Source organism: Mesorhizobium sp. M1066 (assembly GCF_040318635.1).
GTDB lineage: Bacteria > Pseudomonadota > Alphaproteobacteria > Rhizobiales > Rhizobiaceae > Mesorhizobium.
Map to the genome: position 1 here is coordinate 1 of NZ_JAMYMR010000090.1, position 4246 is coordinate 4246.

Consider the following 4246-nt stretch of genomic DNA (forward strand, 5'->3'; position numbering starts at 1 on the left):
TATCGCCCCTCGCATGTTCCAATGTCATGGCGCGAAAGCTCCATGTTCATCAGCCTATTGCAAGGTGCCTTGGCGCACCGCTTACGCTGGGCGGGCCTCTGCCGAACAAGGTGAGAAGGATGACCGCTACATCTTCGGTGAGATTGTCCGACTGACCGAGAACGGCGCGAACTTGCTGAGCAGCATGTCCCGTGACCTGCTGGTAAATTGCTCACTTTTTAGGATACGATGCCGGCGTAGTGCAATACGATGCGCCGGCATGCAGCAGCATCGATCATCGGCCGGGCTTCCGATTGGCGGCGATTAATCTGGGACGGATGCCACGCGCAGTGACGAGAAGCCCAAAAGCCAGACCACGATCCAGCCGCAGACGCTGGGTACCCTCTGCAGGATCGTGTTTGTCTACATCACCCATAAAATCCGGCTACAGCTGAGCCAGTAGGACGCGGACCCATAATCGTTTTCGAGACCGCAAGCCGCTCTTGCCGCTGATTCCCATGCGGTTCTCATCGCGGCGTCTCGGTTAATTTGAGAATACGATTGTTTTATTTCCGTTGAGCATGATCCGCCGCTCCAGATGCAGCTTGACGGCCCGTGCAAGGACGCGGCTTTCAATATCGCGGCCCGTCGCGATGAAATCCTCCGCGTTCATCGTATGCGTTACGCGCTCAGTCTCCTGATCTATGATGGGACCCTCGTCGAGGTTGGGCGTCACGTAATGCGCAGTCGCCCCGATAAGCTTCACTCCTCGTTCGTAGGCCTGATGATACGGCTTTGCGCCTTTGAAGGAGGGAAGGAAGGAATGATGGATGTTTATCACCTTGCCGAACAGGCGAGTTGACATCTCGTCAGACAGGACTTGCATGTACCGGGCCAGGATCAAGAGGTCCGCGGCAGTCTCGCGCACAAGACTCAGAAGCTTATTTTCCTGCTCGGTCTTAGTGTCCTTGCATACCGGCCAGTAATGATAGGCGAAGCCCTCCCGCTCGGCGACCCCACGGCTATCTTCGTGGTTAGAAACGATCGCAACCACGTCCGCGTTCAGCCAACCGACCTTGATTTGGTAAAGCAGATGAAGCATCGCATGATCGAATTTCGACACCATTATGATGATCTTCGGCCTACGGCGCGCATCGACGGTGTGAACCCTCAAACTGAAGCGCTCGATCGCCGGTCCGAGCGCACGCTCGATTGACGCGCTCGAAAGCGACTCGTCTCCTTCAACGGCCAGACGCATGAAGAAGCGATTGCTGGTGCGGTCCCAGAATTGGCTGCTCTCGGCAATGTTGGCACCGAGCGCAGTCAGTCCGGTTGCGACGGCCGCGACAATGCCGGGGCTGTCATCGCAGGTTAGAGTTAGAATCTGGAGTTGAGACATTGTACCTTCGGGTCAAATCGATCTGGAAAGCTCAGGCAGTATGACGAAAGGTCGCTGGCGATGCGCCTCGGCGACCTTGAGGATTGGCGATCCCTCGTCCTTGTTGATGGCGATGATTTCCTTTGAAGCCATCATGCCCGCAAGGTGCTGAATGGCGCAGGAGATGCCGACCGCAATGCAAACATCAGGTGCCATGACCTTGCCGTTCTGGCCGACCTGCCAGTCGTTTGGCGCATGGCCGGCGTCGACAGGGAAACCTTCTGGAGCCGTTTCTCAACGAAGCTGGAGAGGCCGGGGTCGGCTGCCGCCGAGACATGCTCGACGGACAGTCGAATTGCCTTGGGAGCTAACGGAAAAGAAGCCGCCGCCCGTACGGCAATGACCTTCCATGGATAGGTCGACTGCACGGCCTGGATGGCGTTGCTGGCAAGGATCGGCCGCTTGAAGGTGTCGGGCGAAACCACGGCGATGGTCTCGGACACCTCCATGACGACCAGGAGGTCGCGACCCGCGGCATCACGTTCCTGCCCATGGTGGCCGCCGGCGCGATCAAATCTCATGGCCCTCGGCGAGCAGCACCTTGCACATGCCCTTGAGCTTTGCGGCGGCATCGGCGGCTTTCGCGCACCTCCCGGCGACCAGCACGTCAACTTCGGAACCGATTTCAAGCGCGGCAGTGAGTGCCTTCGCGGTTTGGTCGGAAAGGGTCTGGTTGTCGTGTCGGCAAGCAGAAGAATAGCCATCTGTCTGTTCCTTCCCAAATCTCAGAGCCCGCCGGCTTCGTTCTTGAGCTTTTCAACAAGTTCCGCCGCCGTCTTGACCTTGACGCCGGCCTTGCGGCCGCCAGGCTCCTCGGACTTGAGCTGAGCCTTGACCTCGGCGAAGACGCCGGAACGCGAGTTGACGTGAACCCGGGCGTTATCGGTTCGACAGCATAAATGAAGCCGTGGTGCACTGTGTCGACCCGATAGAAAAATGCTCCATAGCTAGGCACGAGGAGGACGTCTTTGATCTTCACTTCTCTTCACTTCGCTCATTCTTTCGGACGGCGTTGAAGGCGGATGCAATTCGATCCGCTACGCGCCGAGTATCTGCCACGTGGCTTTGGCTCCGCCAATATAATGTTCCGGACGGTGCAATCGCGTTTTGAGATGGCTAGCGCCGGCTGGATCCGCACCGGTGAGACCAAGGACTATGTGAGCCTTTCCATCGCCGCACTTTTATTCAGCCCGCAAGCCATACGCCAATGTTCCTTGGACCTAGGCCCGGCCCGTTTGCGCCCAACCGAGTCGGTCCGATGCGGCGAAGAAGGAGGCTAACGCCTTCTGCCATGTATCCTTTGCTATGGCATGCCTGTCGTGACGCCGTCGAATATTTCGATGAGGATTATCTGCCCCTGGTGACCGGCTGGACACTTCCTGAGACAAAGCCTTTGTGAGCGCTTCGGTGCGGTCGTGGTCTAGTCCTTTTCGGCTGAGGCAGCCGCCGGCGCCGGCATGCCGAGCAGGTCGCGGCAACGGGCGAGCTTTTGCGCCCGGTTGGGATTGCCAATAGCGGAAATGAACCGAGCCGTTCTCGATGTCGATTAGGCGGTTCTTGGAGATGGCGACGGTGTGTATAGCGCCCAGCCGAAGAGAAGGCCGGAGCAGTGCCCCGAGAGACCCCCACGCCGGCCCACGATACAATTCAACGCGGCATGGTCAACGACCGTCGCAAAAATCTTAACAAGTATATAAACAAATTTCACAAATATTTTCTTTAACTATCCCTCTCCATATGCAATATGCAATATGCAAAACTCGATTAATGCCGACAAAGAACCTAAAAAGGCAGAAAAGCAGAAGGAGAAAACATATGAATTATAATATTGGCAAGAAGTCTTCTTTATCAGAACTTGATTCATACTTCAGCGAAGACTACGTCTATTTTGGGGATGCGGTAAATTCGCCAAAGGCAAGTGACCAACAAGTGGGAGTAATTCTTAAGCTTCTTTCACTTACACAAGGCAGCTCAGTTCTTGAACTCGGGTGCGGATATGGTCGGATTTCCAACCGATTGGCGGAAAAAGGAGCACGGGTAACGGGACTGGATAGGTCCGCGATCCTCCTAAAAAAAGCCGAAGCGGATGCGGCCGAACGCGGAGTAGTTGTCGAATATGTTCTGGGCGACATGCGCTCACTTCCCTGGCGAGATCGATTCGACGCGGCTTTTCTGTGGTACACGACCTTTGGCTATTTCGATGACGCGGATAATGAGAGAGTTCTTCGGGAAGCCGCTTCTTCACTTCGAAAGGGCGGGCGTCTGCTAATCGATAACCCCAATCGCTTCGAGTCCCTGCGCCACGAGTTTCCCGTGTGTTCCGTTGCGCAGCGTAACGACGACGTACGAATCGATATATATAACAACGATGTGCTAACCGATCGCGAGAACCTCGAAAGGATTATCGTCCGCGATGGACTCGTCAGACGAACGCACCTTTCTTACAAGCAGTATGGGTTTTCTGAATATGTTCGCATGTTGCGAAGCGCGGGATTCGAGACTGTTGAAGCTTATGGGGAGGAAGGTGGAGCGTTTACATCCGATAGCGCGCGCCTCTTGGTTGTCGCGTACAAATAATATCAACGGCATAACCTAGCTGCACTGCGTGCCCGAAAAACCATTAGCAGGCCAGCGGCGAAATCCCTCGTTAGACGCCGCATCTTAAAGGATTTCGGAAAAACTCATGGTTTTTTGGGGACTTTGCGCGTTAGCCAATATTACGCTTTCGAGAAGGTAAGCCAATAGCCTCCTGCGATCGACATTTATCAAGATAGGAGAAAGCTGCTCATGCCTACATCTAGTCAACAGGGACGCGTACCTGGATTTAGT

At 55.4% G+C, this 4246-nt stretch carries 3 protein-coding genes and 2 pseudogenes; 2 read left to right on the forward strand and 3 right to left on the reverse strand.

Annotated features, from left to right (window positions below; genetic code table 11):
• On the forward strand, positions 1-307 hold a 307-nt coding region (locus NKH52_RS35090; RefSeq protein ID WP_352658118.1), incomplete at its 5' end, for a hypothetical protein.
• Positions 308-523: 216 nt separating this feature from the next.
• Here NKH52_RS35090 and purU read toward each other — a convergent pair.
• The 3 genes and pseudogenes from purU to NKH52_RS35105 form a co-directional block, all read right to left on the reverse strand.
• Positions 524-1378: a formyltetrahydrofolate deformylase gene (gene purU / locus NKH52_RS35095; RefSeq protein WP_352658121.1), complete on the reverse strand. Its 855-nt coding sequence runs from the start codon at positions 1376-1378 to the stop codon at positions 524-526.
• Between the two features lie 12 nt (positions 1379-1390).
• Positions 1391-2121 (reverse strand): annotated as a pseudogene (locus tag NKH52_RS35100) (electron transfer flavoprotein subunit alpha/FixB family protein).
• Positions 2122-2142: 21 nt separating this feature from the next.
• A pseudogene (locus tag NKH52_RS35105) lies at positions 2143-2241 on the reverse strand (electron transfer flavoprotein subunit beta/FixA family protein); the annotation flags it as partial.
• A 991-nt stretch (positions 2242-3232) separates the two neighbouring features.
• Here NKH52_RS35105 and NKH52_RS35110 point away from each other — a divergent pair.
• Entirely contained in the window at positions 3233-3994 is a 762-nt protein-coding gene (locus tag NKH52_RS35110) for a class I SAM-dependent methyltransferase (RefSeq protein WP_352658124.1), read from the forward strand.
• Positions 3995-4246: the final 252 nt, after the last annotated feature.

Excerpts from the sequence above, each read along its gene's own strand:
- purU (WP_352658121.1), bottom strand. The coding sequence starts at position 1,378 with ATGTCTCAACTCCAGATTCTAACTCTAACCTGCGATGACAGCCCCGGC.
- NKH52_RS35110 (WP_352658124.1), top strand. The coding sequence starts at position 3,233 with ATGAATTATAATATTGGCAAGAAGTCTTCTTTATCAGAACTTGATTCA.